Source organism: Halopseudomonas sp., assembly GCF_038130085.1.
In the GTDB taxonomy this organism is placed as follows: domain Bacteria; phylum Pseudomonadota; class Gammaproteobacteria; order Pseudomonadales; family Pseudomonadaceae; genus Halopseudomonas.
In genome coordinates, this window is the sequence record NZ_JAYPMU010000007.1 from 148003 (window position 1) to 169221 (window position 21219).

The 21219-nt window shown below is 59.8% G+C and carries 19 protein-coding genes; 14 read left to right on the forward strand and 5 right to left on the reverse strand.

Annotated features, from left to right (window positions below; genetic code table 11):
- Window positions 1-61 precede the first annotated feature (61 nt).
- From AAFM31_RS07720 to AAFM31_RS07730, 3 genes are read left to right on the forward strand one after another with little or no spacing between them, the layout of a single operon-like run.
- Entirely contained in the window at window positions 62-1108 is a 1047-nt protein-coding gene (locus AAFM31_RS07720) for an iron ABC transporter permease (protein WP_341707336.1), read from the forward strand.
- Window positions 1108-1872: a heme ABC transporter ATP-binding protein gene (locus AAFM31_RS07725; RefSeq protein WP_341707337.1), complete on the forward strand. Its 765-nt coding sequence runs from the start codon at window positions 1108-1110 to the stop codon at window positions 1870-1872. The genes AAFM31_RS07720 and AAFM31_RS07725 overlap by 1 nt, the downstream gene beginning before the upstream one ends.
- Before the next feature lie 7 nt (window positions 1873-1879).
- Window positions 1880-2752, forward strand: a complete 873-nt coding sequence (locus AAFM31_RS07730) for a ChaN family lipoprotein (RefSeq protein WP_341707338.1) — start codon at window positions 1880-1882, stop codon at window positions 2750-2752.
- Here AAFM31_RS07730 and AAFM31_RS07735 read toward each other — a convergent pair.
- Entirely contained in the window at window positions 2749-3390 is a 642-nt protein-coding gene (locus AAFM31_RS07735) for a TetR family transcriptional regulator (protein ID WP_341707339.1), read from the reverse strand. The genes AAFM31_RS07730 and AAFM31_RS07735 overlap by 4 nt on opposite strands.
- Before the next feature lie 194 nt (window positions 3391-3584).
- Between AAFM31_RS07735 and AAFM31_RS07740 the strand changes: the two genes are divergently transcribed.
- The 3 genes from AAFM31_RS07740 to AAFM31_RS07750 are packed head-to-tail and all read left to right on the forward strand — an operon-like array spanning window position 3585 to window position 9294.
- A complete protein-coding gene (locus AAFM31_RS07740; protein ID WP_341707340.1) occupies window positions 3585-4730 on the forward strand; it encodes an efflux RND transporter periplasmic adaptor subunit in 1146 nt (381 codons plus the stop codon).
- An 11-nt stretch (window positions 4731-4741) separates the two neighbouring features.
- Complete coding sequence (locus AAFM31_RS07745; protein ID WP_341707341.1) at window positions 4742-7876, forward strand: efflux RND transporter permease subunit; 3135 nt, start codon at window positions 4742-4744, stop codon at window positions 7874-7876.
- The gene (locus tag AAFM31_RS07750; protein ID WP_341707342.1) at window positions 7873-9294 is read left to right on the forward strand and encodes an efflux transporter outer membrane subunit; all 1422 of its coding nucleotides are present in this window, start codon (window positions 7873-7875) and stop codon (window positions 9292-9294) included. The genes AAFM31_RS07745 and AAFM31_RS07750 overlap by 4 nt, the downstream gene beginning before the upstream one ends.
- Before the next feature lie 228 nt (window positions 9295-9522).
- Here AAFM31_RS07750 and AAFM31_RS07755 read toward each other — a convergent pair whose 3' ends face one another.
- The 3 genes from AAFM31_RS07755 to AAFM31_RS07765 all read right to left on the reverse strand — a co-directional run bounded on the left by AAFM31_RS07755 (window position 9523) and on the right by AAFM31_RS07765 (window position 12520).
- Window positions 9523-10320 carry a cyclic nucleotide-binding domain-containing protein gene (locus tag AAFM31_RS07755; protein WP_341707343.1) on the reverse strand — a complete coding sequence of 266 codons (798 nt, stop codon included), beginning with the start codon at window positions 10318-10320 and terminating at the stop codon, window positions 9523-9525.
- 173 nt (window positions 10321-10493) lie between these two features.
- Window positions 10494-10775, reverse strand: coding sequence for a TfoX/Sxy family protein (locus tag AAFM31_RS07760; RefSeq protein ID WP_341707344.1), 282 nt, complete (start codon window positions 10773-10775; stop codon window positions 10494-10496).
- 200 nt (window positions 10776-10975) lie between these two features.
- Window positions 10976-12520, reverse strand: coding sequence for an AAA family ATPase (locus AAFM31_RS07765; RefSeq protein WP_341707345.1), 1545 nt, complete (start codon window positions 12518-12520; stop codon window positions 10976-10978).
- Window positions 12521-12643: 123 nt separating this feature from the next.
- On the opposite strand from AAFM31_RS07765, the gene mrcB reads away from it, so the two are divergent.
- From mrcB to AAFM31_RS07780, 3 genes are read left to right on the forward strand one after another with little or no spacing between them, the layout of a single operon-like run.
- Window positions 12644-14971 (forward strand): penicillin-binding protein 1B, encoded by a 2328-nt coding sequence (gene mrcB, locus AAFM31_RS07770; protein WP_341707346.1) that lies wholly within the window; start codon window positions 12644-12646, stop codon window positions 14969-14971.
- Between the two features lie 59 nt (window positions 14972-15030).
- Window positions 15031-15696: a tetratricopeptide repeat protein gene (locus AAFM31_RS07775; RefSeq protein WP_371833023.1), complete on the forward strand. Its 666-nt coding sequence runs from the start codon at window positions 15031-15033 to the stop codon at window positions 15694-15696.
- A complete protein-coding gene (locus AAFM31_RS07780) occupies window positions 15696-16037 on the forward strand; it encodes a YqcC family protein (protein WP_341707347.1) in 342 nt (113 codons plus the stop codon). Before AAFM31_RS07775 ends, AAFM31_RS07780 begins: the two co-directional genes overlap by 1 nt.
- Here the strand turns inward: AAFM31_RS07780 and AAFM31_RS07785 are convergent.
- Window positions 16034-16471 carry a DUF4124 domain-containing protein gene (locus tag AAFM31_RS07785; RefSeq protein ID WP_341707348.1) on the reverse strand — a complete coding sequence of 146 codons (438 nt, stop codon included), beginning with the start codon at window positions 16469-16471 and terminating at the stop codon, window positions 16034-16036. The genes AAFM31_RS07780 and AAFM31_RS07785 overlap by 4 nt on opposite strands.
- Before the next feature lie 144 nt (window positions 16472-16615).
- Here AAFM31_RS07785 and AAFM31_RS07790 point away from each other — a divergent pair, with 144 nt between their 5' ends.
- The 5 genes from AAFM31_RS07790 (at window position 16616) to pssA (ending at window position 21131) form a co-directional block, all read left to right on the forward strand.
- Window positions 16616-16828 (forward strand): hypothetical protein, encoded by a 213-nt coding sequence (locus AAFM31_RS07790; RefSeq protein WP_341707349.1) that lies wholly within the window; start codon window positions 16616-16618, stop codon window positions 16826-16828.
- A gap of 56 nt (window positions 16829-16884) precedes the next feature.
- Window positions 16885-18615, forward strand: coding sequence for an acetolactate synthase 3 large subunit (locus AAFM31_RS07795; protein WP_341707350.1), 1731 nt, complete (start codon window positions 16885-16887; stop codon window positions 18613-18615).
- A 2-nt stretch (window positions 18616-18617) separates the two neighbouring features.
- Window positions 18618-19109: an acetolactate synthase small subunit gene (gene ilvN / locus AAFM31_RS07800; protein ID WP_341707351.1), complete on the forward strand. Its 492-nt coding sequence runs from the start codon at window positions 18618-18620 to the stop codon at window positions 19107-19109.
- A 49-nt stretch (window positions 19110-19158) separates the two neighbouring features.
- Window positions 19159-20175, forward strand: coding sequence for a ketol-acid reductoisomerase (gene ilvC, locus AAFM31_RS07805; RefSeq protein ID WP_104739360.1), 1017 nt, complete (start codon window positions 19159-19161; stop codon window positions 20173-20175).
- A 125-nt stretch (window positions 20176-20300) separates the two neighbouring features.
- A complete protein-coding gene (gene pssA / locus AAFM31_RS07810; protein ID WP_341707352.1) occupies window positions 20301-21131 on the forward strand; it encodes a CDP-diacylglycerol--serine O-phosphatidyltransferase in 831 nt (276 codons plus the stop codon).
- The last annotated feature ends 88 nt before the right edge of the window (window positions 21132-21219 follow it).

Here is a 21219-nt window from a genome sequence, read left to right on the forward strand (position 1 = left end):
GTATGCTGGCAGCTCTTTCACCCGTGGCGTACTCGCCATGGATCGGTAACAGGAACACGACATGGTGCTGCAGCCGCGCTACAAGAGGCTGGTACTCACACTTCTGCTGATGTTGCTGCTGGTGGCCTGCCTGCTGGCGCTGGCGCTCGGCCCTGTCAGCATTGCGCCGGCCGATACCCTGCGTGCGCTGTTCTGGCGTTTTGGCGGTGGCGCTGCGCCGGTCGATCAGCAGTTGATCATCGAACAGATTCGCTTGCCGCGCATGTTGATGGGGATTGTCGCCGGTGCCACGTTGGCGCTGACCGGTGCGGCGATGCAGGGGCTGTTTCGGAACCCCTTGGCTGACCCGGGGTTGATCGGTATTTCCAGTGGTGCCGCGCTGGGCGCTGCCGCCGTCATTGTGCTGGGGGCGCTGCTGGTCGGGCCGCTCGGCGCGAACGTGCTGCCTTACCTGACGGTGCTCGGCGCCTTTGCCGGCGGGGTGGCGTGTACCGCGCTGGTCTATCGACTCGGGCAGTCGGTACAGGGGACGTCGGTGGCGAGCATGTTGCTGGCGGGTATCGCTATCACCGCGATCAGCGGCGCGCTGGTCGGCCTGCTGAGTTATCTGGCTGATGACAGCATGCTGCGCACCCTGACCTTCTGGAATATGGGCAGCCTGGCGGGTGCCGACTATGCCCGGGTGGGGTTGCTGGCGCTCTGCTGTCTGCCGGTGTGGTGGCGTTTGCCACGACTGGCGCCAGCGTTGAATGCGCTGCTACTGGGCGAATCTGAGGCGCGGCATCTTGGGGTCGAGGTGGAACGGGTCAAGCGCGAGCTGGTGTTGCTGACCGCACTCGGGGTTGGCGCCTGTGTAGCGGCGTGTGGCCTGATCGGTTTTGTCGGTCTGGTGGTGCCGCATCTGGTTCGCCTGCTGCTGGGCCCGGATCACCGCTGGCTGCTGCCGGCCTCGATGGTGCTGGGAGCGGCTCTGCTGCTGCTGTCTGATGTGGTTGCGCGTCTGCTGCTGGCGCCAGCTGAGCTGCCGCTGGGCATCATCACTGCGTTGCTTGGGGCGCCGTTCTTCCTGTCACTGTTGATGCGCGTGCGGCGCCAGGGAGCGTTCTGATGCTCAGCGTAGAGCGGTTGAGTTGCAGTCGTGCCGGCCGGCCGGTGCTGACGGATCTGTCGTTTGAGCTGCGGGTGGGCGAGGTGATGGCGGTGCTGGGTACCAACGGCGCGGGCAAGAGTACCTTGCTGGCTGCGCTCAGTGGTGAGTTGAAGGCGGATGCCGGTCAGGTACGGTTGGGCACGCGCGCATTGGCCGACTGGCCGGCGCTCGAGCGCGCGCGTTCCCTGGCGGTATTGCCACAGCAATCCGAATTGGTGTTTCCGTTTCGCGTTGAAGAAGTGGTGGCGCTGGGGCGCATGCCGCATGCCGCTGGCGTGCAGCAGGATCAGCGGGTCTGCGCGCAGGCGATGGCCGCAGCGGATGTCGGCCACCTGGCGGGTCGCAGCTACCTCGCGCTGTCGGGTGGCGAGCGTCAGCGGGTGCATCTGGCGCGGGTGCTGGCTCAGGTCTGGGAGGCAGGAGAGGGTGGTTGCCTGCTGCTGGACGAACCGACCGCCTCGCTGGATCTGGCCCATCAGCGGCTGATCATGCAGCAGGCGCGGGTGATGGCCGCACGGGGGCTCAGCGTGCTGGTGGTGCTGCATGATCTGAATCTGGCAGCGGCGTTTGCTGATCGGGTTTTGCTGCTGCATCAAGGGCGGCTGGATGCTCTGGGGGCGCCTTGGGACGTATTGCAGGCAGAGCGCATTGCGCGCGTGTTTGGGGTTCAGGTGCAGGTCCAGCAGCATCCGCTGCAGGACTGCCCGCTGGTGATTCTGTGAGGTGGTGATGAAAGCCCTTGGTTTGCTGCTCAGTCTGTTGCTTTGCTTCCCAGTGCTGGCAGCGCCGCTACCCGTTTGGCAGGCGTCAGATGGACTGGATGACCCGCATCTTGGGCAGGTCTGGGATACGCGCTCTGAGCGCTGGCTGGACGCGCAGCAGCTGGTCGAGGTTCTGGAAGGGCGGCCACGGGTGATTGTGGGGGAGCGTCATGATCACCCTGACCATCACCAGTTGCAGCTCTGGCTGCTCGAGCAACTGCAGGCGCGTCGAGCGCAAGGCGCGCTGGTGATGGAGATGCTGCAGCCAAGTCAGCAGCCGCTGGTGGATGCCCTGCAGGCTCAGCCGTTGCCAGCGGATGCCGAGCTCAGCGCGCAGTTGCAGTGGCAGCCGGGCTGGGATTGGTCGCTCTACGGGCCACTGGTGCGGTGGGGATTAGCCCAGCCGCAGCGTCTGCTGGCTGCCAACTTGAATCGTGATCAGTTAATGGCGTTCTATCGTGATCCGCCGGCGCTTGAGTACGCCGCAGATACCCGGCAGACGCTCGAGCGGATCATTCTCGACAGTCATTGCGGGCTGATCGAGTTGGCGCAGGTGGCGCCGATGCTGGCGATTCAGCATGGCCGTGATCAGCGTATGGCTGAGGTGCTGGCGAGTGCGCCAGCGCCGGCGCTGCTGATCGCCGGGGCCTATCACGCGCGACGGGATCTGGGAGCGCCGCTGCACTGGCAGCAAGACTGGGGTGATTCGCCGGTTGTCGTGCTTCTGTCCGAGGTGGGAAGTGCGCTGCCCGTGGCTGATCAGGCGGACTATGTCTGGCTAGCGCCGCTATTGCCCGAACAGGATCATTGTGAACAGATGCGCCGCGCCGCCAAGAACTAAGTGCCTTTGCGGCGCAGGTGCGGGTTGTTGCGGAGCATATCCAGCAAGGTAGCGGCGACATCATCGGCCCGTTCAACCAGGCTGATCTGCTGGGGTTGCATCAGCCACTGGTGCAATACGCCATAGATGAATGAGTGGGTGCAGAACAGCGCCATGTCGAGATCCAGATTGGCGGGTAGCTCACCGCTGGCCATGGCCAGCAAGATTGAGGTCTTCAGGTTGTCGTCGTGGTGCCGGTTCATGCTTTGCAGGTGTTTTTTCTGCGTGCAGGGCTCTTCGACGTAATCGCACTTGAGTAACAGGATCTCATTGACTCGACGCGAGGATGGGTCAGATTCCAAGCGCTTCAGGACGGCAACCAGCAGCTCACGGAAACGTTCCAGCGGGTTGGTGGCACTGGCGTCCAGCGCCGCCTGATTGAGCGCGGCCATGGGCAATTGAATGCGCTCGAACAGGGCGTCCAGCAGGTCCGCCTTGTCCTGAAAGTGCCAGTAAATCGCTCCTCGGGTGACGCCGGCCGCCTGCGCGATCTCGCTCAATGAGGTGCGCGAAACCCCCTTTTCGTGAAAGCACTTTTCTGCCGCATCAAGGATGCTTTCTCGGGTTTCAAAGGCCTCTTCTTTGGTGCGTCTGACCATGCAAGTCTCGGGTGAAAACGGTTGTTGGAAGCCGTTACGGCAAAGTTGTGAGCTAATGTTAGCGTAGGGTCAAAACAATTTACAAACAGGTGTGAATGTAAGTATATTGTGCGCCAATCACCCGTGCCTCTCCCGGAAGGGTTGCAGGGGCGCCCGCAGAATTCAGTTACTACGGTTTGTCACGAGGACTCCCCATGCCGACGAAGCCAGCTCGCGCTGCTCTCCTTCCGCTTCTTGTCTCCACCCTGTTGATCAGCGCCTGTCAGGAATCCGAGCAGGCTGGCGAGCAGCCGCAACAGCAGCAGGCCACCCCCGTTGGTGTTGTTACGCTCAAGGCCGAACATTTTCTGTTGACCAGTGATCTGCCCGGGCGCACTGCCGCGTACCGGATCGCAGAGGTACGCCCGCAGGTAAGCGGCATTCTTGAGAAACGTCTGTTTGTCGAGGGGGCCGAAGTGAAGGCGGGGCAGCAGCTGTATCAGATTGACGACGATGTCTATCAGGCTGAACTGAAAAGCGCTGAGGCCAGCAGCCTCTCAACCCGCTCGCTGGCCGAGCGTTACGGCATTCTGGTCAAGGAGAATGCGGTCAGCCAGCAGCAATTTGACGAGGCGCGGGCAGCCAGTCTGCAGGCTCAGGCAGTGCTTGATCAGGCGCGTATCAATGTACGTTACACCAAGGTGCTGGCGCCGATCTCGGGTCGTATTGGCCGCTCCGCTGTCAGCGAAGGTGCATTGGTAACCAGTGGCCAGAGCCAGCAACTGGCAACCATCCAGCAGCTCGATCCCATCTATGTGGACATTACCCAGTCGTCGCGCGAAATGCTCAACCTGCGCCGTGATCTCGAGGCCGGTCGTCTGCAACGTGCGGGTGAGAACGCTGCCAGTGTGACCTTGACCCTTGAAGATGGCAGTACCTATACGCACGAGGGCAAGCTGGAGTTTTCCGAGGTCAGCGTGGACGAAAGTACCGGTTCGGTAACCTTGCGTGCCGTGTTCCCGAATCCTGACCGCCTGCTGCTGCCGGGCATGTTCGTGCATGCGAGCCTGGTTTCCGGTGCCAAGAGCGATGCCATCCTGGCGCCACAGCAGGGGATCACTCGCACTCCGCGTGGCAATGCCACCGCGTTGGTGGTCAATGCCGAAGGCAAGGTGGAACAGCGTGACGTCGTGACCGACCGTACGGTAGGTAACCGCTGGTTGATCGTGTCGGGCCTTAACGAGGGTGATCAGTTGATCACTGAGGGCCTGCAGTACGTCCGCCCTGGTGCGCAGGTAACGGTGCAGCCGGCAGAAAACGTGGCTGATCAGAACGCCGCCCAGCCCTCCGCTGATCAGTAAGGAAGCGAACCATGTCGAGATTTTTCATCGACCGCCCGATCTTTGCCTGGGTAGTCGCACTGGTCATCATGCTGGTTGGCGGGCTTGCCATTCTCAAGCTGCCGATCAATCAGTATCCGAGTATCGCCCCCCCGGCGGTCGGTATCTCCGTCTCCTACCCGGGTGCTTCGGCGCAGACCGTGCAGGACACGGTTGTTCAGGTTATTGAGCAGCAGCTCAATGGTATTGACGGGCTGCGCTACATTTCCTCGGACAGCAACTCCGACGGCAGCATGAGCATTACCGTGACCTTTAACCAGGGCATTGATCCGGATATCGCCCAGGTTCAGGTGCAGAACAAGTTGCAGCTGGCTACACCTTTGCTGCCGCAGGAAGTTCAGCAACAGGGCATCCGGGTTACCAAGTCGGTACGCAACTTCCTCATGGTGATCGGTGTTGTATCCGAAGATGGGAGCATGGACCGCTTCGACCTGGCCGATTACATCGTTTCCAACATTCAGGATCCGATTTCACGGACGCAGGGTGTGGGCGATTTTCAGGTATTCGGTGCGCCCTATGCGATGCGTATCTGGCTGGATCCGGCCAAGCTCAACAGCTTCAACCTGACTCCGGGTGATGTCAGCACCGCGGTGAAGGCGCAGAACGTGCAAGTCTCGGCGGGTCAGTTCGGTGGTTTGCCTGCGGTGCCGGGCCAGCAGTTGAATGCGACCATCCTCAGCAAAACCCGCTTGCAGACGCCGGAGCAGTTCCGCGAGATTCTGCTCAAGGTCAACAGCGACGGCTCGCAGGTACGCCTGGGTGATGTCGCGACCGTCGAACTGGGCGCGCAGGATGCCAGCATTTCAGCGCTGTACAACGGCATGCCGGCTTCCGGTATGGCGATCAAGCTGGCCACCGGTGCCAACGCACTGGAAACCGCCAAGGCGATTCGCGAGACCATTGCCAATCTGGAGCCGTTTTTCCCGGAAGGCATGAAGGTGGTGTTCCCGTATGACACCTCGCCGGTGGTGTCCGAGTCGATCATGGGGGTTGTGCACACCCTGTTCGAAGCGGTGGTGCTGGTATTCCTGGTGATGTATCTGTTCCTGCAGAACTTCCGCGCCACGCTGATTCCGACCCTGGCGGTGCCGGTGGTTCTGCTGGGTACCTTCGGCCTGCTGTCTGCCTTCGGCTTTACCATCAACATTCTGACCATGTTCGCGATGGTGTTGGCGATTGGTTTGCTGGTGGACGATGCCATCGTCGTGGTGGAAAACGTCGAGCGGGTGATGGCCGAAGAAGGGTTGTCTCCGGTGGAGGCGACACGGCGTTCCATGGGGCAGATCCAGGGCGCCCTGGTCGGTATCGGCTTGGTGCTGTCTGCGGTGTTCCTGCCAATGGCGTTTTTCGGCGGCTCGACGGGGGTGATTTACCGGCAATTCTCGATCACCATCGCCTCCGCCATGATTCTCTCGGTGCTGGTGGCATTGATCTTTACCCCGGCGCTGTGCGCGACGATTCTCAAGCCGGTGCAGAAGGGCCATACCCACGCTGAGCGCGGCTTCTTTGGCTGGTTCAACCGTACCTTCGATCGGGGCGTTAAGCGCTACGAAAGCAGCGTTGCTTCGATTCTGCAGCGCAAGGCACCCTACCTGCTGCTGTATATCGTCATCGTTGGACTGATGGCCTTCCTGTTCACCCGCCTGCCGACCTCCTTCCTCCCGGACGAAGATCAGGGCGTGCTGTATGTACAGGTTCAGGCGCCGGTCGGTTCGAGTGCCGAGCGCACCCAGCAGACAGTGGACGCCATGCGTACCTACCTGCTTGAGCAGGAATCGGAGACCGTGAACTCGGTATTTACTGTCACCGGTTTCAACTTCGCTGGCCGCGGCCAGAGTGCGGGCCTGGCGTTCGTTGGCCTGAAACCATGGGAAGAGCGTGAAGCGCCAGAATTGAGCGTATTTGCGCTGCAGCAACGGGCTCAGCAGCACTTCTTTGGTTACCGAGACGCGATGGTATTTGCCTTCGCTCCGCCAGCGGTAATGGAGCTCGGCACTGCCTCCGGTTTCAACGTCTATCTGCAGGACAACGCCGGCGTCGGTCATGACGTGCTGATGCAGGCGCGTAATCAACTGCTGGGTATGGCGTCGCAAAGCAGCATTCTGGCGAACGTGCGACCGAATGGTCAGGATGATCAGCCGCAGTTTCAGTTGCTGATTGATGATGAGAAAGCCAGTGCACTGGGGCTATCGCTGGCCGATATCAACCAGACCCTGTCGATCGCCTGGGGCTCCAGCTATGTCAACGACTTCATTGATCGCGGCCGGGTCAAAAAGGTCTTCATGCAAGGGCAAGCGGACTCGCGAATGAACCCGCAGGACCTGCAGAAATGGTTTGTCCGCAACAGCAACGGTGAGATGGTGCCATTCAGCGCTTTCGCTACCGGCGAATGGGTCTACGGCTCGCCGAAACTGTCGCGCTATAACGGTGTGCCAGCGATGGAGATTCAGGGCGAACCGGCTCCCGGGTTCAGTACTGGCGACGCCATGGCTGAAATTGAGCGTCTTGGTAAACAGCTGCCCAAGGGCGTCGGTCTGTCCTGGACCGGGCTGTCGTTCGAAGAACGCCTGTCTGGTGATCAGGCTCCGGCGCTGTATGCGCTGTCGCTGATCGTGGTGTTTCTGTGCTTGGCGGCGCTGTACGAGAGCTGGTCGATTCCGTTGGCCGTTATGCTGGTCGTACCGCTGGGCGTCATCGGCGCGCTGTTGGCGACCCTGGGACGCGGTCTGTCGAACGATGTGTTCTTCCAGGTCGGCCTGCTGACGACTATTGGTCTGACGGCCAAGAACGCGATTCTGATCGTCGAGTTCGCCAAAGACCTGCACGAGCAGGGGATGAGCATCACCAGTGCGGCGGTCGAAGCATGCCGCCTGCGCTTGCGGCCGATTGTGATGACGTCGCTGGCCTTTACCCTGGGCGTTGTGCCGCTGGCGCTGGCCTCGGGTGCCGGTGCAGGCAGCTCCCACGCCATTGGTACTGGCGTGATTGGCGGCATGATGACTGCTACCGTGCTGGCGATCTTCTGGGTGCCGCTGTTCTACGTTGTGGTCACCCAATGGTTTACTGAACGCAAAGGCAAGACTGAGACAGCGGAGGACGCACAGTGAAACGCTGCGTATTGAGCCTGGCGGTGGTAGCCGCCCTGAGCGGCTGCTCGCTGATCCCGGAGTATGAGCGCCCGGCGTCGCCGGTTCCGGCCAACTGGAGTGAAGGTGTTGATCAGGGGGTGGAGCAGACCCAGCTGATCGGCTGGCGCAGCTTTTTCAAAGACCCGGAACTGCAGCGCCTGATTGGTTTGGCGCTGGAGAATAATCGCGATTTGCGCGTTGCGGCCCTCAACGTGGAGGCCAATCGCGCGCTGTATGACATTCAAGGCTCAGGGCTGTATCCGCAGATTGATGCCAACGGCAACGGGACTCGCACACGCACACCGCACGACCTGTCCGGTGATGGCCAGCATACGATCAGCGGGCAGTATTCGGCGACGCTGGGGCTGTCCTGGGAGTTGGACCTGTTCGGTCGCATCCGCAGCCTGCGTGAGCAGGCGCTGCAGGACTTTCTGGCCAGCGATGAAGCCCGTCGCGGCGTACAGATCAGTCTGGTGGCGGACGTGGCCAGCACCTATCTGACGCTGCAGGCAGATCAGGCGCTGCTGGAGGCGACGGCCGATACCCTGAAAACCTACGAAGAAAGCTACGCGCTGACCAAACGCAGCAATGAAGTCGGTGTCGCGTCCAGCCTCGAGCTGGCGCAAGCGCGCACTGCTGTCGAGTCCGCCCGCGCCGCTTTGGCTCGTTTCCGGCGTCAGGTTGCGCAGGACCGCAACGCGCTGACGGTGCTGGTTGGTCAGCCATGGTCTGCCACTGCGGCGAATCCTCTGCTGCTGGATAAAGCGGTACTGGCAGAGCTGCCGGTAGGGCTGTCCTCCGAGGTGCTGTATGGGCGTCCGGATGTGCTGCAGGCCGAGCATCAGTTGCTGTCCGTGAATGCGAGCATCGGCGCTGCCAAGGCGGCGTTCTTCCCAAGCATCAGCCTGACCGGCGCAGCAGGTTCGGCGAGCAGTGAGTTGTCTGACCTGTTCGGTAGCGGTTCCGAGTATTGGACTTTCTCGCCGAGCATCAGCGTGCCAATCTTCCGTGCGGGTGCATTGAAGGCCAGCCTGGATTACGCCGAGATAAGCCGCAATCAGCAGATCGCACAGTACGAGGGCGTTATTCAGAGCGCTTTCCGTGAGGTTGCCGATGGGCTTGACGCGCGCGCGACCTACACCGATCAGTTGGCGGCCCAGCGGTCGCTGTTGGAGGCTTCGGAGGAGTATTACCGCTTGGCTGATCGTCGTTACAGCATCGGGGTGGATAGCTACCTCACGTTGCTCGATGCGCAGCGTCAATTGTTCGAGGCCAAGCAAAGTGTTATCTCGGATCGTCTTAGTCAGTTGCTCAGTGAGATCAATCTGTACAAGGCGCTTGGCGGAGGCGACTTCGCTGAGCCCGATGCCGAGTCGGCTGTCAGCGTAGAAGGCTGATCTGCTGCGTGATCGAAAACGCCGCCCAGCATCCGTTGCGCGGCGTTTTTTGTTTGTCAGGCGGAGGGTGGGCAAAAAAAAGCCCGCTCATAGAGCGGGCGAAATCCGTGATTAGCCTGATGAGGAGATAACCGTTTGTCTCGCGACAATCCTGTTATCACAGCCATCTCGCGATGACTTGTTGCTAATAATAGTCGTTCTCATTTGAGTGTCAAGGCTAAATGAGAATTATTTTTGCGCCTGCTGCTTGTAGTGAGTCAGCTCCTTGTTCATCAGGTCGATGCGGCGCGCCATGCTTTCGATCAGGCTGTGCGCGATGCGCGGGTTGCTCTGCATCAGCGCCAGGAACTGTTCCTTGGGAATCATCATGACGGTAGTCGGTACGCTGGCAATGACGGTGGCCGAGCGCTTCTCGCGGGTAAACAGGGCCATCGCACCGAAGATCTCGTCCTTCTGCACATCGCCGACTTTGATGCCCTGAACGAAGGCTTCAGCGTGGCCTTCGGTGATGATGAACACGTGGTCAGCTTCGTCACCTTGACGAATCAGCTCTGCGCCGGGGGCGAAGTGCTGGAAACCGGTTACCGGACGCACTTCCGGTTGCTTGGTGTGAGCCAGGGCGTCCGACATTAGCGCGGCTTGGCCGAGCAGGTATTGGGTGAACTGATCCTGACGGCGACGGTCAGCGTGAATGTGCTTGAAGAACGCTTCGCGGTCGTACGGAACCAGAACCAGGGGTTCTTCGCTGAGATATGTGCAAGGCGCGGCGTTGAGACCCTGGCGCAGGCCGATCAGGTCGCCTTCCTGCACATAGAACAGGGGTTTGCCATCGATCAGTGCGTGCAGCAACCCACTCTTGAGCAGGTAGAGCTGTGCCCCGGTGACGTGCTCATAGAGGTCGTCTACCGCGCCCAACTCAATAGGCTGGCCGCAGGGCTCGAGTCCCTCGAGCAGCTGTTCAGGGATACGCTGAAGTGAGCTGATGAGCTTTTCGGCGTAAGGGGGCTGGTCACCTATCAGATACATGGCTGAATTCCTTTTGTTGTTGCCCTGACGTACTGCTCAAGAGTCGTGGTCGCACGGGACTCTCATCGCTGCAGGACAGCCCTACATTAGCGCAGTCGGGCCGCATGACGCCAACATAAAAGGCTGCCCTCACACGGGCAAGGCGATCGGGGTGCCAGTGTGAGCCAGGTCGCTTAATCCTTGCTGGCGTCGGCGTCGCCATGCTCGTCGAGCTGATCCAGAAGTTGTTGCTTGTAAATTGGATCCAGCTCATTCCAGTGCACATTCTGCAGCGCGCCGGCGATGGAGAACATCAATGCCTTTGACGCGTTGAAGCCGCGTGCGCGCACTGCGCGATAGGCGCCGACGGGGCCGAGTTGGCGGAGTTGGTCGAGGTTATGAATGCCGGTGGCATGCAGCCACTGGGCAGACGTCTTGCCGAGATTGCGTAGCCCCAGCAGTTCATCGGTTTCCATGTTGTGGCTCCCGCTCTGATCGTTGCGGATCGATGGTGCCCGTCGGGCACGGGAACAGCAGAGGGTCGAACGAGCCCGGTACAGTGAACGGGCGCAAGGTTGTATGCGGCATGGTGTCGGGTTCGGCTTTTGTTATTAGAGATCCCGAACTTCAGTGTAGATCGGCGTGTCCTATCCGTACAGGCCACGCCGGTCGAGGGTTACAGGCGCTGGCGTAATTGTTCGGCGATGCCGTTCATGGCGTCTTCGCTGCTGGTATCCACGTGTACCGCGAGCTGGCTCTCTTCATCATCGAGTGGTTCCAGCGACTGCAGTTGATGGCGCATGACCTCGACGCCGGCATCGGATACGTCAGAACCGCGTTGCTGGCGTTCGATCAGCCACTGCTCAATCCTCTCTTGCGGTGCATCACAGTGCAGTAGCAGGCAGGGTGCCCCTTGATCCTCGATTGCGTCGCGCAGCAGTTGGCGCTGAGCTTGCTTCAGGTGGGTGGCGTCGACAATGACCGGGTAACCATTGGCGAGGGTCTGCGCGGCCAGGTTGGCGAGGCGCTGGTAGGTTTGGTCGCTGCGTTCCGGACTATACAGGCCGGAATCGAGGTCGGCGCCGCTTTCGTCGCCAAACAGGCGCTTACGCTCGACGTCTGAGCGCAAACGAATGGCGCCGAGTTGCTCCACCAGTTTGACTGCCAGCGTGCTTTTGCCACTGCCGGAGACGCCAAAGGTCAGCAGGCCGAAGCGCGGGGCGAGGGCGCTGTAGCTTTCCGCCAGCGCGGCGTAGCCGTAATAACGCTGCATGGTGGCGCTGCGTTGCTCATCCGTCATGTCGTCGTGCAGGCCAAACAGCGCTACCTTGGCGCGCACCATGGCACGGTAGGCCTTGTAGTAGTTGAGTACCGCCAGACCCTGGTAATCGCCAGTTTGCTCCAGATAAGCGCTGACAAAACGGTTGGACAGGGCGTGCAGGCCCCGGTCTTCAAGGTCCATGCTCATGAAGGCGACATCAGCCATCACGTCGGTCCAGCGGAACGGCTCATTGAACTCGATGCAGTCGAACAGGGTCACTTGTCCGTCGATCAGGGTGACGTTGTCGAGATACACGTCGCCGTGGCATTCGCGAACCATGCCGGTAGCCTTGCGTTCGGCGATTTGGGGAATCAGCCGCTCGTAGGTAGTATTCGCCCACTGCTCGAGGGCATCCAGTTGCCGTAGGTCGGCGGCGTCGGACAGGAACGGTCGGATCTGCTCGAAGTTTTGTGCTACTGGTGCGTGCACCTGCTCCGGGGCGCCGAACGGGGTTTCAAGTTCAGCGTGCTCGATCTGGCCGTGGAAGCGGGCCAATACTTCGGCCAGCTGGTCGATGTGGGAGGTGGTCAGGCCGCCGGCACGTTGCAGGTTGCCGAGTAGATCTTCCTGGCGGAACTGGCGGGTCTTGACCATGTATTCGATGGCCGGACCATCGCCGCCAAGCACTGGTGCCTGTTCGCTGCCGGTAACGGCAACCACGCCGAGATAGAGATCCGGTGCCAGACGGCGATTGAGCCGTACTTCTTCACTGCAGAAGTGCTCGCGCTGGGCAAGGGTGGAAAAGTCGAGGAAGCCGAAGTTGACGGGCTTCTTGACCTTGTAGACATAGTCGCCGGTCAGCAGCACCCAGGAAATATGGGTTTCGATCAGAGTAAAACCGCTCACCGGGTGGTCATACAGGTCAGGGTTCTGCAGCGCAGTTAACAGGGTCTGGCTCACGACGTTTCCTTGTTTGGTCGGCAATGCGAACATTATGCGGGTTGGCTGGTCCGAGGCCAACCATAGGTAATGACCCGGAGCACAGGCTGCGGGCACAACGGATGCGGAGTTATACAGACAAAGATGGCTAATAAACGCAGGTCGCGCGGCAAGGCAAAGGCCAAAGGCAGAAGCCGGCTCTGGGGCTGGTTGCTCAAACTGGGACTGGTTGGCATGGTGCTGCTCGGCGCGCTGGCGGTCTATCTGGATGCCGTTGTGCAGGAAAAGTTTTCCGGCAAGCGCTGGGCGGTGCCGGCCAAGGTGTTTGCTCGGCCGCTTGAGCTCTATGCCGGACGCGCGCTGACGCGTGACGACTTCCTGACTGAGTTGCGGGCGCTGGGGTATCGGCAGACCAACTCGGCGACTGGCCCGGGCCAGATGTCGGTCGGCAGCAGCCGGATTGATGTGTATACCCGTGGCTTCCAGTTCTTTGAGGGCGCGGAGCCGGCGCAGAAGGTGAGTGTGCATTTCAATGGCGCGACCATCAGCAGTCTCCGCGGCAATCGTGATCTGGTTATGGCGCGGCTTGAGCCGCTGATGATCGGCGGCATCTATCCCGCTCACAATGAAGATCGCATTCTGATCCGCCTGGATCAGGCGCCGCCGTATCTGGTCGACTCGCTGGTGGCTGTCGAAGACCGTGATTACTTCAATCACTTCGGCGTATCCCCCAAAGGTATTGCTCGGGCGATGTTCGTCAACCTGACCTCCGGCAGTTTGCAGCAGGGGGGCAGTACGCTCACTCAGCAGTTGGTAAAAAACTTCTTCCTGTCGGCCGACCGCAACATCGTGCGCAAGGGGCTTGAAGCCATGATGGCAGTGCTGCTGGAGCTGCACTACAGCAAGGAAGAAATCCTCGAGGCGTATCTGAACGAGGTGTTTCTGGGGCAGGACGGTAACCGCGCCGTGCACGGTTTCGGTCTGGCCAGTCAGTACTACTTCGCCCAGCCGCTGCAGGAGCTGCAGCTGCATCAGGTGGCGCTGCTGGTGGGCATGGTCAAGGGCGCGTCCTATTACAACCCGCGCCGTAATCCCGAGCGGGCTACCACGCGCCGCAATCTGGTGCTGGACCTGATGGCCGAGCAGGGCATGATCAGTCAGCAGCAGGCAAATGATGCCAAGGCCAAGCCGCTGGATGTGACCGTTGGTGGCAGCATGGCCAACACCAGCTATCCGGCGTTCATGGATCTGATCAAGCGGCAGCTGCGCGAGGACTACCGCGATGAGGACCTGACCAGCGAAGGTCTGCGGATCTTTACCAGCTTTGATCCGCTGCTGCAGAAAAAGGCGGAGGATGCGGTTCAGTCCACCCTCAAGCGCTTCGGCGAAACCCCGGACAAACAGCCGCTGGAAGCAGCGATGGTGGTAACTGGCGCACAGACCGGTGAGGTGTTGGCGCTGGTGGGTGGTAGCAACCCTCGCTTCTCCGGATTCAATCGGGCGCTGGATGCGTCGCGGCCAATCGGTTCGCTGATCAAGCCGGCAATTTACCTGACCGCGCTGGAAAAGCCGGAGCGTTACTCATTGATCACGCCGATTGATGATGAGCCGATTACCCTTGAGGCTGAGCCGGGCAAAACCTGGTCGCCGCAAAACTATGATCGACAGAGCCACGGTCAGGTCCCGCTGTATCTGGCGCTGGCTAAATCCTACAACCAGGCTGCGGTGCGTGTTGGCGTGGATGTCGGGGTGGACAACGTGCTGAATACGGTTCGCCGGCTGGGGGTGGATCATGATTGGCCAGCCTACCCGGCCATGTTGCTGGGCGCTGGGGCCATGACGCCGATGCAGGTCGCGGACATGTTTCAGACGATTGCCAACGGCGGCTTCAATACGCCACTGCGGGCGATTCGTAATGTGCTCACAGCCGAAGGCGAGCCGCTCAAGCGTTACCCGTTTGAGGTGCGTCAGCGGTTTGATTCGGCGACCATTTACCTGACTCAGGAAGCAATGAGTCATGTCATGAGCGAGGGTACCGGGCGCTCCGCTTATCGCTTCGTACCGTCGAACGTGCGGTTGGCTGGCAAAACGGGCACCACCAACGATCTGCGCGATAGCTGGTTTGCCGGGTTCTCGGATGATCTGGTTGCGGTTTCCTGGATCGGTCGCGACGACAATGATCGCACGCGTTTGACCGGTGCGACGGGCGCATTGCAGGTGTGGAACGCGTTTATGGGGCAGGCACATCCGCAAAGCCTGTCAGCTGTTCCGCCAGCCGAGATTGTGACTGCATGGGCGGACCCGGCCACAGGGCTTGGCAGCGATCCGTCCTGCGAGGGCAGTGTGGAAGTGCAGTTCCGTGCCGGTTACGAGCCGCTGCCGGGCCCGGGCTGTCGTCCGGTGATCGATACCGAGGCATTGCGCGATGGAGCAAATCGAGTGCTGGATACCATTCGCGACTGGCTGCGCTGAGCCTTGCTCAGTATGCTGTCGCCATTCCAGCTTGATGATTGAGTAGAGGATCAGACGTGATGACGATCAAAAAGGCAGCCTTGGCCGCGGTGGCAATGGCCGTGTTATCCGGCTGCGCAGGCTCGGGTGGCAATATTCCAGTTGTGGACTCGGGCCGTCCGGTCTCCAACGAGGATATGCGCACTGGTGCGGGCCGGGTCATCAGCAATACGCCCCAGACTAGCGCGCCGCAGGATAGTGGCGTGGTGGTCATGGTGCCCGACAGCGGAGGCGGCTCCAGTGCGGTCCAGTCCTACCCTCTGGACAGCCAGCCGGTGTTCTCAACCGATAATGGTGTGAACTCGACGGGCACTGCTGCTCCAAGCTTCGGCGGGAGCTCGGTTCTGCAGGAAGATGAGCAGCTGTCAGGACCGGTGCTGGCGCTGCTGACGACGGCCAGGCAGCAAGAAAGTAGCGGCGATCTGAATGGTGCCAATGCCAGCTTGGAGCGGGCAATGCGTATCGCGCCGCGCGAGCCGCAGGTGCTTTACCGTTTGGCGCAGGTACGTTTGCATCAGGGCGACGCCGCGCAGGCAGAGCAGTTGGCCCAGCGTGGCTTGACCTATGCGTCTGGCCGCCCTGCGCTGCAGGCCGGGCTCTGGGAGCTGGTTGCTCAGGCCAGAGACGCTCAGGGCAACAGTGCTGGCGCCGAGCAGGCGCGGCAACGGGCTCGTGTATCGCTGTGATGTCTGTTGCCTGGTCGGCTATGGCTGATGCGCTGCTTGAACTCGAAATGGAGTTGCGGCAGCTGCAGTTGTGGTCGCAACAGGCGCCCGAGCGGTGGCAGCTGGAAAGCGAGGCACCGTTTTGCGTTGACACGCTGGCGTTTGAGCAATGGTTGCAGTGGGTGTTTATCCCGCAATTGATTGGCTTGCTGGAGCGTGGCGAAACGCTGCCGGGCGAGTGCCGCATTGAACCGATGGGCGAAGAGGCGTTCGCCCATCTTGGTCGACGGCGCGGCGGTCTGTTAGCCGCGCTTGGGAAGGTCGATCGTTGCGCAGCCATGCTGGCTGCGGCGCCTGCTTAGTTCTGACAGTGGGTTTGCAGGTCAGCCTTTGCCTTGCTGATCATCTCTTGGCGCTCTTCTTCCGTGATCCTTTCTACTGTGCCGTCTTCGCGCGTGCGGCGCAGACGTGGGTTGTTCTCCATCGTCGTCAAGCGCTCGCGTAGTGATGCGCAATAGGCTGCGAGTTCCGCTTGGTATTCGGGGTCTGCTACCTGTTGCTGGGTAGCTTCGGTATCTGTTGCTGCCGCTTCACCTTCGCTGGCGGTCGGCGCCTGGGGCGCCGGCGCAGTGGGTTGCGGAGGGGGCGTGACGTTCATTCGTTGATACTGGTTATCCGTCGGCGGTTGCTGACTGAACTGGGTAACGCCGTTTTCGTCTACCCACTTGTACATTTGGGTGGCCATGGCGCTGCTGCAGGCCAGGGTGAGCAGGGTGGTAATCAATAACTTGCGCATGGTGCTAGCGTCCTTGTAGTGCAGCGAAATAACCATAACCCGACAACGTGTGCGGGCACTCTTGACAAGGTATATCCCTTGGTAGGGGTTTTCTGCAACTTGGCTTGACTTGTACGCCTTGAGTGTAAACAATTCGTGGTTCTCATGAGACAGCTGTTTTCGGAGCCCACCCCGCATCCGAGACGGCTGACTTTGTTGCTCATTCCGGGAGACGAAACCCGTCGTCCTCGGCCTGGCACCCGCACGCGCTACCTCGCGCTGGGTGGGGCGATTCCGAAACAGCAGGAATACGCCTCCAAGCACGTAGTCAAAGCTGATGCAGTACAACCACCGTTGTTCTGCGCTGCCGAGCAGTAAACAGGTATCCTGCTGCCCACCGTGTTGGTGGTCGGCATGCTAGAGGTGATTCAAAAGTGGAGCTTTTATCCGGCGCTGAGATGGTCGTCCGCTCATTGCGTGACGAGGGTGTTAAATACATCTACGGGTACCCGGGCGGTGCCCTTCTGCATATCTACGATGCTATTTTTCGGCAAGACGACGTAGAGCATATTCTGGTTCGCCACGAACAGGCTGCAGCCCATATGGCTGATGGCTACGCGCGCGCCACCGGCAAGCCCGGTGTGGTGCTGGTGACCTCAGGTCCCGGCGCAACCAACACTATTACCGGTATTGCGACTGCCTACATGGACTCCATTCCGATGGTTGTCATCTCCGGTCAGGTAGTCAGCAATATGGTTGGCTCCGATGCCTTCCAGGAAACCGATATGGTTGGCGTATCGCGTCCGATTGTGAAGCACAGCTTCATGGTCAAAGATCCGCGCGAGATTCCTGAGATCATCAAGAAAGCCTTCTATCTGGCGCAGAGCGGTCGTCCTGGCCCGGTTGTTGTCGATATTCCGAAAGACATGACCAATCCGGCTGACAAGTTCGAGTATAGCTACCCGAAGAAGGTCAAGCTGCGCTCCTACAATCCGGCTACCCGCGGGCATTCCGGTCAGATTCGCAAGGCCGTTGAAATGATGCTGGCGGCCAAGCGCCCAGTAATCTATTCCGGTGGTGGCGTGGTTCTGGGTGGCGCATCGCGTCCGCTGACCGAGCTGGCCAAGGCGCTGAATGTGCCGGTCACCAATACTCTGATGGGCTTGGGCGCGTTCCCCGGCACCGATCGGCAGTTTGTCGGCATGCTCGGCATGCACGGTAGCTACACCGCCAACCTTACCATGCATCACGCTGACGTGATCTTGGCCGTTGGCGCGCGTTTTGATGACCGCGTCATCAATGGCGAAGACGCTTCCAAGTTCTGTCCGAACGCCAAGGTCATTCATATCGATATCGACCCGGCGTCCATCTCCAAGATGGTCAAGGCTGATATTCCGATTGTTGGTCCGGTTGAAAGCGTTCTGACCGAGATGGTTGCCATCCTCAAGGAAATCGGCGAGACGCCGGATGCTGAAGCGCAGGCCACTTGGTGGAAGCAAATTGATGAATGGCGTGGCGATGGTGCGCTGTTTCCCTACGACAAGGGCGACGGCAGTATCATCAAGCCCCAGGCTGTAATCGAAGCGCTGTGGGAAGTGACCGGCGGCGATGCCTTTATCACCTCCGACGTGGGGCAGCACCAGATGTTCGCGGCTCAGTACTACCGCTTCGACAAGCCTAACCGCTGGATCAACTCTGGTGGTCTGGGCACTATGGGCTTCGGCTTCCCTGCAGCCATGGGCGTGCAGCTGAACTTCCCGGAGGCGACCGTTGCCTGCGTTACCGGTGAGGGCAGTATCCAGATGAATATTCAGGAGCTCTCGACCTGCCTGCAGTACGACATGCCGGTCAAGATCGTCAACCTGAACAACGGTGCGCTGGGCATGGTTCGCCAGTGGCAGGACATGCAGTACAACAGCCGTTATTCGCACTCTTACATGGAATCGCTGCCTGACTTCGTCAGGTTGGCCGAGGCCTACGGGCACGTGGGTATCCGTATCACCGATCCGAAAGAGCTGAAGAGCAAAATGGCAGAAGCGTTTGCCATGAAGGATCGTCTGGTCTTCCTGGATATCGCGGTTGATACCAGCGAGCACGTATACCCGATGCAGATTCGTGGTGGTGCGATGCGAGACATGTGGCTGAGCAAAACGGAGCGCACCTGATCATGAGACATATCATTTCCGTTCTTTTGGAAAACGAACCGGGCGCGTTGTCTCGTGTGGTTGGGCTGTTTTCTCAGCGTAACTACAACATCGAGACGTTGACTGTTGCTCCGACTGAAGACCCGACTCTGTCGCGTCTGACGCTGACAACAGTCGGTCAGGATGAGGTGATCGAGCAGATCACCAAGAACCTCAACAAGCTGATCGAAGTCGTGAAACTGGTCAACTTGTCAGAAGGTGCCCACATCGAGCGCGAGCTGATGCTGGTCAAGATCAAGGCGACCGGCGCTCAGCGCGCTGAGGTCAAGCGGACTACGGATATCTTCCGCGGCCAGATCGTAGATGTGTCACCGAGTGTCTATACCGTGCAGCTGACCGGCACCAGCGACAAGCTGGATAGCTTCATCGAGGCCATCGGTCCGACGTCGGTACTGGAAGTTGTGCGTACCGGGGTGTCGGGTATCGCCCGCGGTGAAAAAGTTCTGAGTATCTAAACTAATTGGTCGCGGGCCAGACGGCCCGCTCAGTAAGCAGGGGAATTTCATGCAAGTCTATTACGATAAAGATTGTGATCTGAGCATCATCCAGGGCAAGAAAGTTGCCATCATCGGTTACGGTTCGCAGGGCCACGCCCACGCTTGCAACCTGAAAGACTCCGGTGTCGACGTAACTGTCGGTCTGCGTCCTGGTTCCAGCTCCATCGCCAAGGCTGAGGCTCATGGCCTGAAGGTTAGCGATGTTCCGGCCGCTGTTGCAGCTGCTGATGTAGTCATGATCCTGACCCCGGACGAATTCCAGTCTCAGCTGTACAAGGCCGAGATCGAGCCGAACCTGAAGCAGGGCGCTACCCTGGCCTTTGCTCACGGTTTTGCTATCCACTACAACCAGATCGTTCCGCGCGCTGACCTCGACGTCATCATGATTGCTCCGAAAGCGCCGGGCCACACTGTGCGCTCCGAGTTCGTCAAGGGCGGCGGTATCCCTGACCTGATCGCGATCTTCCAGGACGCTTCCGGCAACGCCAAGAATGTTGCTCTGTCCTACGCCAGCGGTGTGGGCGGTGGTCGTACTGGCATCATCGAGACTACCTTCAAGGACGAAACTGAAACCGACCTGTTCGGTGAGCAGGCTGTCCTGTGTGGTGGTGCGGTTGAGCTGGTCAAAGCTGGCTTCGAAACTCTGGTTGAAGCGGGCTACGCGCCGGAAATGGCTTACTTCGAGTGTCTGCACGAGCTGAAGCTGATCGTCGACCTGATGTACGAAGGCGGCATCGCCAACATGAACTACTCCATCTCCAACAATGCTGAGTATGGCGAGTACGTGACTGGCCCGGAAGTTATCAACGATGAGTCCCGTGCTGCCATGCGTAACGCTCTGAAGCGCATTCAGGACGGTGAGTACGCGAAGATGTTTATCGCTGAAGGCGCTCACAACTATCCGTCGATGACTGCTGCGCGCCGTAACAACGCAGCGCATCCGATTGAGCAGGTAGGCGAGAAGCTGCGTGCAATGATGCCGTGGATTGCCTCCAACAAAATCGTCGACAAGGCCAAGAACTGAGTCGAGCGATAACGAAAAACGCGGCTTTTTAGCCGCGTTTTTTTATGCCTGAGTGCGGAGCTGACTGGTTATTTGCTTGTCAAATTGCCACACTGTTCAGCTCGGCAATGTTGCAAGGTAATGTCATGACAGAGCATCAAAACAACGATCGCGATACCGAGGCAGAAGGCGCGCACGCACTCCTGCCGATTGATGAGCACGTCGAAGAAGTATCGGGGCCAGATGGCCGTAAGGTTCGTCACAAGGGTATCTATTTGCTGCCGAACCTGTTTACCACTGCGGCGCTGTTTACTGGCTTCTACGCCATTGTTAGCGCGATGGATGGTGATTTCGCTCGCGCCGCTGTTGCCGTATTTATTGCGATGGTGCTCGACGGCTTGGACGGGCGGGTCGCTCGCCTGACCAATACGCAAAGCGCGTTTGGCGCGGAGTATGACTCTCTTTCCGATATGGTCGCGTTTGGCGTGGCACCGGCGGTGGTTGTCTTCAGCTGGGCGCTGACTGATCTCGGGAAGGTCGGCTGGGTTTTTGCGTTTATCTACGTGGCGGGTGCTGCGCTGCGCCTGGCGCGATTCAATACGCACATCGGCGATGACGACAAGCGCTATTTCACCGGGCTACCCAGCCCTTCGGGGGCGGGTCTGGTTGCCGGCATGGTTTGGTCGCTGAGTGACTTTGGTGTCGACGGGAATGATATTTCTCTGTTGGTGGGTGTGCTTACGGCGCTGGGCGGTCTGCTGATGGTCAGTAACTTCCGCTACTACAGCTTCAAGGATCTGGACTTTAAGGGGCGGGTACCCTTCTTTGTCATCCTGGTAGTGGTATTGGTGTTTGCAGTCATCTCGTCTGATCCGTCGCGCATACTGTGGGCGATTTTTGTCGGGTACACCCTTTCGGGTCCTGTCATGTCGTTGTGGCGCTGGCGTCAGCGCAGTAAAAGTGCCTCGATTGAGTGAATTTGGGGTGTTTTGAAATAAAACGGCAATTAGGGCTTGACGCCAAATCTGATGGGCCTATAATTCGCGTCCTCGTCGGGCAGGATGC

What these genes read in the sequence shown, in the direction of transcription:
- AAFM31_RS07790 (WP_341707349.1), top strand. Translation starts at nt 16,616, where the DNA reads ATGAGACAGCTGTTTTCGGAGCCCACCCCGCATCCGAGACGGCTGACT.
- pssA (WP_341707352.1), top strand. Translation starts at nt 20,301, where the DNA reads ATGACAGAGCATCAAAACAACGATCGCGATACCGAGGCAGAAGGCGCG.
- AAFM31_RS07760 (WP_341707344.1), bottom strand. Translation starts at nt 10,775, where the DNA reads ATGGAAACCGATGAACTGCTGGGGCTACGCAATCTCGGCAAGACGTCT.
- AAFM31_RS07740 (WP_341707340.1), top strand. Translation starts at nt 3,585, where the DNA reads ATGCCGACGAAGCCAGCTCGCGCTGCTCTCCTTCCGCTTCTTGTCTCC.
- AAFM31_RS07725 (WP_341707337.1), top strand. Translation starts at nt 1,108, where the DNA reads ATGCTCAGCGTAGAGCGGTTGAGTTGCAGTCGTGCCGGCCGGCCGGTG.
- AAFM31_RS07720 (WP_341707336.1), top strand. Translation starts at nt 62, where the DNA reads ATGGTGCTGCAGCCGCGCTACAAGAGGCTGGTACTCACACTTCTGCTG.
- AAFM31_RS07775 (WP_371833023.1), top strand. Translation starts at nt 15,031, where the DNA reads ATGACGATCAAAAAGGCAGCCTTGGCCGCGGTGGCAATGGCCGTGTTA.
- AAFM31_RS07785 (WP_341707348.1), bottom strand. Translation starts at nt 16,471, where the DNA reads ATGCGCAAGTTATTGATTACCACCCTGCTCACCCTGGCCTGCAGCAGC.
- AAFM31_RS07745 (WP_341707341.1), top strand. Translation starts at nt 4,742, where the DNA reads ATGTCGAGATTTTTCATCGACCGCCCGATCTTTGCCTGGGTAGTCGCA.
- ilvC (WP_104739360.1), top strand. Translation starts at nt 19,159, where the DNA reads ATGCAAGTCTATTACGATAAAGATTGTGATCTGAGCATCATCCAGGGC.
- AAFM31_RS07780 (WP_341707347.1), top strand. Translation starts at nt 15,696, where the DNA reads ATGTCTGTTGCCTGGTCGGCTATGGCTGATGCGCTGCTTGAACTCGAA.
- AAFM31_RS07735 (WP_341707339.1), bottom strand. Translation starts at nt 3,390, where the DNA reads ATGGTCAGACGCACCAAAGAAGAGGCCTTTGAAACCCGAGAAAGCATC.
- AAFM31_RS07730 (WP_341707338.1), top strand. Translation starts at nt 1,880, where the DNA reads ATGAAAGCCCTTGGTTTGCTGCTCAGTCTGTTGCTTTGCTTCCCAGTG.
- AAFM31_RS07755 (WP_341707343.1), bottom strand. Translation starts at nt 10,320, where the DNA reads ATGTATCTGATAGGTGACCAGCCCCCTTACGCCGAAAAGCTCATCAGC.
- ilvN (WP_341707351.1), top strand. Translation starts at nt 18,618, where the DNA reads ATGAGACATATCATTTCCGTTCTTTTGGAAAACGAACCGGGCGCGTTG.
- mrcB (WP_341707346.1), top strand. Translation starts at nt 12,644, where the DNA reads ATGGCTAATAAACGCAGGTCGCGCGGCAAGGCAAAGGCCAAAGGCAGA.